This window comes from Schlesneria sp., assembly GCF_036405755.1.
GTDB classification, from domain to species: domain Bacteria; phylum Planctomycetota; class Planctomycetia; order Planctomycetales; family Planctomycetaceae; genus Schlesneria; species Schlesneria sphaerica.
Map to the genome: position 1 here is coordinate 1 of NZ_DASWWZ010000249.1, position 5,799 is coordinate 5,799.

Consider the following 5,799-nt stretch of genomic DNA (forward strand, 5'->3'; position numbering starts at 1 on the left):
CCCAACCTGTTTCGATTCAGGGTCTTCGCAACAGCGTCGGGGTTAACGCCAATGGCGCACCAAGACCATTCTTCAAGCTCCCACTCCTCGACCACCAGCACGTCCCTGCCGTCCGGAGCAGCCCGGATGCGCGACCGAAGAGGCGTCTCGCGGACTGATGTTGCTCGGACGATTCCTTCGTCGATGAGTTCAAAAATCTGAGCGGCCTCCAGGGATTTTTGTGAGAACCAGGACGTCGCCTGCACTTGATCGTCGGTAACACTCACCGCCAGAGTTCCTTCTGGAGAAAGCGAAGTCCCGATCGGCTGCGCAATCCCCTCCAGTCCATGAGCCCACAGAACCACAGGATTCTTGGCGTAGTTTTCGAGTCGACATCCCCGCGGAATCAGTTGATCCCCAACGCGATCAATCGCGTCAGTCGAAATAACGGCACGAGCGGACATCGCTGTGCGATCAACATAAGGTTGACTCAGACAGTCCAGTACGAGCGATTTACTTTCGCTACTAATTCTAAAATGACACCCAGAGTCCCGCGTCACTTTCTTACTAACAATATCTTTAATCACAATATCACCGCGAATGCTATTAAATGGTGTTGCTCTCATGAAGACTATTAAACAGATCGCTAGCTTAACTGCATAGACGGATGCAGACCTTGTTTCCAATCCTTTGGAAGGCACTCGGTCTCCGCCGCTCCGGAGCGCAAACGCTCAACTGAAGCACGTCAAACACCGATTCGAGCAGCCACCTTGATCAGAGCGAAAGACCGCGGCGGAGCTTATCAATCTGCGTCGCCTCGAATTCGCTATCTCACATTCGAGATTTCGGCAAATGCTGCGCAGGACAAAGGACTGACAGTTCGGAGCGTTGCTCCTCGCCGCCTAAGCCCTGCTGGGGCTTGGGAGAATCTCCCCTCACCGCTAGGATCATCGCGATGTCAGCCGATCTCTGTGAGAATCTCTTTCTTCCACCGAAACGGCTACGATTTCCACTACCGACAGAAAGAAGTTTCCGATGTCCAATCCGCCATATCCACAGAAATGGGAACTGGCATCACTTGCCCCCGTTCCTTCGACTCAGGAATTCCGCGAGCAATTCGACCACTTCAAACAGCGACTGAAGGCTCTGGCGGAAGCGACGAATCAGCTACCTCCGGTGGACACCGACCCCCGCAATCTCGCGCACTGGTCACAACTGATTACCGAGTACGAGTTCGTCGATGCAACCGCAGTGGATCTGCGCTCACTTGCCGATTGTTATGCCGCAGCCGACGCTGAAAACAAGGCTTATCGTCAGTTACAGGCGGAACTGGCAGCCACCACGCCAGACCGTGAGCAGATTGCGACGAACATCGAATTTGCATTCCGGGATGCAACGGAAGCAGAGTTCATCTCCTTCGTCTCTGCCGCTCCGGAGCTCAAGAAAAACGAATATTTCCTGCTAACACGCCGTAGAAACGCGAAGCTGCGACTCCCGAAGTCACAGGAAATCCTCGCAGCAGAACTCGCCGTCGATGGACTGCATGGTTGGGGACGTTTGTATGATCGCATCTCATCATCACTGAAGGTTCAAGTACAGGAGAAAGGCCAGCTTGTCTCTCGTTCACCGGGACAGGTTCAGTTTGATTCGCCGCAAAGAACGATTCGCGAGAACAACTTCTTTGCACTCGATGTGGCCTGGGAAACGATCGCGGACTCTTGCGCAGATGCCATCAATCATATCGCCGGAACTCGCCTGACAACCTACCGTCATATTGGCCTCACCGACCACCTCGAAGCCCCGCTGCGGGTCAACCGTATGACGCGAGAGACACTCGACACAATGTGGTCCACGATCACTTCCAGCAAGCACGCCCTAAAGGGCTATCTCGCCAAGAAGGCCCAACTGCTGGGAATTGATCGCCTGGCCTGGTTCGACCAGTTTGCTCCCTTGCCACAATTGCCCGGAGCTGGAAACGTCGACGACATTCCCTACGACCAGGCGTGCGAATGGATCATCGATGCGTTTGAATCCTTTAGTTCTGACTTGGGCGACTTCGCAAAAATGTCGCTCAGCGAAAACTGGGTGGAAGCCGAGAATCGGTCAGGAAAACAGCAAGGTGGATTCTGCACAGGCTTCCCGACCAGAGGCCAGTCGCGAATCTTCATGACCTACACCAACAGTGCAGACAGCATGAGCACCCTGGCGCACGAGTTGGGCCATGCCTATCACTCGTGGGTTCTGAGAGAGGAACCCGTCTTCCTACAGGATTACCCGATGAATCTTGCTGAAACAGCATCCACGTTTGCGGAAGCGGTTCTGGGAGAGAAACGACTGCAGTGTGCGTCCTCTGATTACGAACGCCTGCAAATTCTCGACGGTATGCTGGGTGACGCCGTGGCATTTTTAATGAATATTCATGCCAGATTTCTGTTCGAAGACGACTTCCACAAACAGCGCGCAGGGGGTGAACTGACGGCCGATCAGCTGAACGCAATCATGCTGGCAGCCCAGAAAGCAGCCTACCTCGACGCCCTGTCCGATGATGGCTGGAATCCTCGATTCTGGGTCTCGAAACTGCATTTCTACATCACTTCGATTCCGTTCTATAATTTTCCATATACGTTCGGCTATTTGCTTTCACTCGGAGTCTATGCCATTGGCAAGGAAGCGGGTGGGAACTTCCCTGAGTCGTACCGGCGACTTCTGCTTGCCACTGGCTCACACGATGCGGAAGAGGCGGTCCTGTCCACCATGGGCTTTGACCTGAGAAAACCGGACTTCTGGCAGCGCAGCCTGAAAATCATTTCTGACCGCGTCGAGCAGTTCACGGAGCTCGCGGATCGAATTCTGTCGAAGACGAAGACGGTTTAGCCTATTTCCCGGGCCGAGAAATAGATCGTGGCGAGCGGTTAACATTCCAGGGCTGCAGGCCGGACACCTGCCCGCAGCCCTCGTTTTTGATCTCGGTCGTCGTCGAGTCGCTACAGGAACGAAGGCGAGAAATATTCTCGCGTCAATCGTCCCCTGTGATTGAGAAGAACGGCGGGAATTTACGCCAACCTACTTTCGTTCTTTCATGGCCTGCCATTTGGCAAGACCTTCGTCGAGGAAACGAGCGAAATCCCCGTCGCGTTCCTCCAGCCCCAGGTAGCTGGAAAGGAGCGTCTTCCCGTCTGGCGTGACGACGGCATAGGCGGGAAGCGTGACATCACCAAACCAGTTTTCCTGTAATGCGACATTGCGAGCGAGAAGCCGCTCTGCCTCTTGGGGATCTTCGATATCAGGTACTTTGTCCGTATAGACCTGAACCTGCACAAATTGCTCGAGCCGACGGTGATTCTTGGGACGCGCCATTCGAACTTCCATCAGTCGGCAGTTGACGCAGAACACCCCGGTAAAATCAACAAACAGAGGTCGATTCTGAGCAACCGCGCTCAGCACGGCTTTGTCGAAATCTTTCTCGTGCTCTTCGCCCACGAGGCGTGCGGGAGCGAATGCCACCAACTGATTTACCACCCACGATTCTCGATCGGGCTGCATCACTCCGATCCCAAACAATCCTCCCAGAACAAGAAACGCAATGGCAAGCAGGACCCGGATGGGAGACAAGGCCTGAACAATCGTGTCGTGAGATAACCTGAACTGCCCCAGAAGATAAAGTCCGGTGCACAGCGCAATAATTCCCCACAGCGTCATTACGTTTGTGAAATCAAACAACCAGGGAACTGAGTTCCACTGTTGATCCACAACGCTGATGTACTTGACTGCCACCCCCAGTTCGACGAATCCCATCACCACCTTGACCGCATTCAGCCATCCACCACTTTTGGGGAGGGCCTTCAACGTCCCGGGCATCATCGCCAACGCGAAAAACGGTGCGGCGAACGTGGAGCCGAATGCCAGCATCCCCAGAATCGGCCAGTAGTATTCTCCCTGGGCCGCAGCGGCCAGCAGCGAACCAACGAATGCGAAGGTGCAACTGAATGAGGTGAGAACGAACGTCAATGCCATAAAGATGACGCCGACAAAGCCACCCGTCTGCTCACCGGTGGCAGTAAATGAAACCAACCAGGAAGGGACTTGAATCTCGAAGAGCCCCAGCATGTTCAGGGCGAAAGCGAAGAAGATTGAGGCGAGGAAAAAATTCAGAATCCAGTTGTTGGCAAGCTGATTGGGCTTGGTCGCACCGAAGATTGCGGCAATCCCCACCCCGATGATCACGAACGAGGCAACAATCGCAGTCGAGAAAACCCAGGCCAGCACAACGGGACGACCGCCACGGCTTTCATTCTGCTTCAAAAAGAAACTGACCGTAATGGGGACCATCGGGAAAACACACGGCGTAAAGAGAGCGACGAGCGCGGCCCCTACTGCCGTCGCCAGAAAGACCAGCAGCCCCTTATCCTGCGGTCGCGATTGATGGACTGAAGCGCCTGCCTCGGGTTCAACAAAATACTCGATGTGTTCTGGAGGGATGACGTCATCGCTTGTCACCCCCAGGACGAACACCTGAGTGCGCGGGGGCAGACAGCTTTCCTTACACGTCTGGTAAACGATCGACGCTTCGACGCCGAACGCACGAGGGCGTGCATCTGGCAAGACCTCAAATTCTCGAGTCCAAGTCACCCTGTCATGATAGACTTCCTGGCGCAATCCGAGCTCGGGAATTTCCTTGATTTCAGGAGGTCGACTCGGAACGAAACCTTCCCCTAAAGGCTTCATCCCATAGATCTTGTCGAGCGTAATCTCAGTTTTTGTTCCCCCTTCGCCTTCAAACGTCGAAGAGAAGATATGCCATTTGGGATCCAATGCTGCAATGACCGACAGTCTTACAACTTTGCCACCTGATGATTTTGTGGGGGCTAATTGAAACCGGAACTCGACCGGATTGATTTTGCCCCGTTTCGGCTGGATCGTGATGTCATAGGGGACAGCAGGCATTTCGGTGGCTGCACTGGGACTCTCTTCCCCCAGTGACGCTCGCAGTTTCACAGGAGGTCGAATCGTGGTGCAACTACCACCGCTCCCCTCGCTGCAATACTGCCCCTGAATCTGAACTTCCACGGCAACGTTTTTAGGGTCGGCCGTTGGACTGATTCGAAATTTTTTCGTCCACGAAACTTCGCCGTAGAACTTTTCGATCTGCCGATTGAACAAGGGCTCGAACTTCGGTTCCGGCTTTCGGTCCGCTTGGAAATCACCGCCAATTGCTTCCAACCCCTCTGTGGAGGTGGGCGTGATCTGAGTGCGAGTTTCGATATCGACGGTCGTGGAGTAGATATAGGTTTCGGGGGGCAGCTTGACTGTGACTGTCAGGGAGACCTCGTCCCCCGGCTTTGCGGACGCGGGACTCAACTTCGCGCTGAATTCCGGTTTCCCCACGGGTTTAGAAACCAATGCCCCATCGAGGAGATCCTTAAATCCCGAAGGCTGAGCAACCGCAGAAGCTGCGATCAAGACCAAGGTGACCAGCGTCCAACAGGTACGGCTCACGAGACGAAACGAGGATCGACAGTCATGGAATAAATTCTTCATTAGATGCATCCTGCGTTGCTTCGTAGAGACCCGCTGTCGGCGCAATATCAACAGAGTCATTACGACTAAAAGTCAGCGACCGTTGGTTTGCATCTTAACGGTTGACGGCTGTTTTGCCCAACAGAAGTTGCCGGGCAGAGACCTGACGGGCTCAACACAGCCTGGCTAGTCCCCTGGACAGATAAAGCAACCCACCGGAGAGTGAGCACGTTTTAGGGGATTCAAGGTTCCCGACGGAACCCGCGAAATCGAAGCAACCTTGCTTGAAAGGCTTGTGACCCG

The 5,799-nt window shown here is 54.3% G+C and carries 3 protein-coding genes; 1 reads left to right on the forward strand and 2 read right to left on the reverse strand.

Features of this window, described 5'->3' with window-relative positions:
- On the reverse strand, positions 1–443 hold a 443-nt coding region (locus VGE80_RS08835), incomplete at its 3' end, for a hypothetical protein (protein ID WP_440592398.1).
- A 571-nt stretch (positions 444–1,014) separates the two neighbouring features.
- Between VGE80_RS08835 and VGE80_RS08840 the strand changes: the two genes are divergently transcribed.
- Positions 1,015–2,853, forward strand: a complete 1,839-nt coding sequence (locus VGE80_RS08840; RefSeq protein ID WP_440592399.1) for a M3 family oligoendopeptidase — start codon at positions 1,015–1,017, stop codon at positions 2,851–2,853.
- A gap of 189 nt (positions 2,854–3,042) precedes the next feature.
- On the opposite strand, the gene VGE80_RS08845 is transcribed toward VGE80_RS08840, so the two are convergent.
- Positions 3,043–5,517 (reverse strand): cytochrome c biogenesis protein CcdA, encoded by a 2,475-nt coding sequence (locus VGE80_RS08845; RefSeq protein WP_440592400.1) that lies wholly within the window; start codon positions 5,515–5,517, stop codon positions 3,043–3,045.
- Between the last annotated feature and the right edge of the window lie 282 nt (positions 5,518–5,799).

Coding starts and splice junctions, on each gene's coding strand:
- VGE80_RS08845 (WP_440592400.1), bottom strand. CDS start 5,517: ATGAAGAATTTATTCCATGACTGTCGATCCTCGTTTCGTCTCGTGAGC.
- VGE80_RS08840 (WP_440592399.1), top strand. CDS start 1,015: ATGTCCAATCCGCCATATCCACAGAAATGGGAACTGGCATCACTTGCC.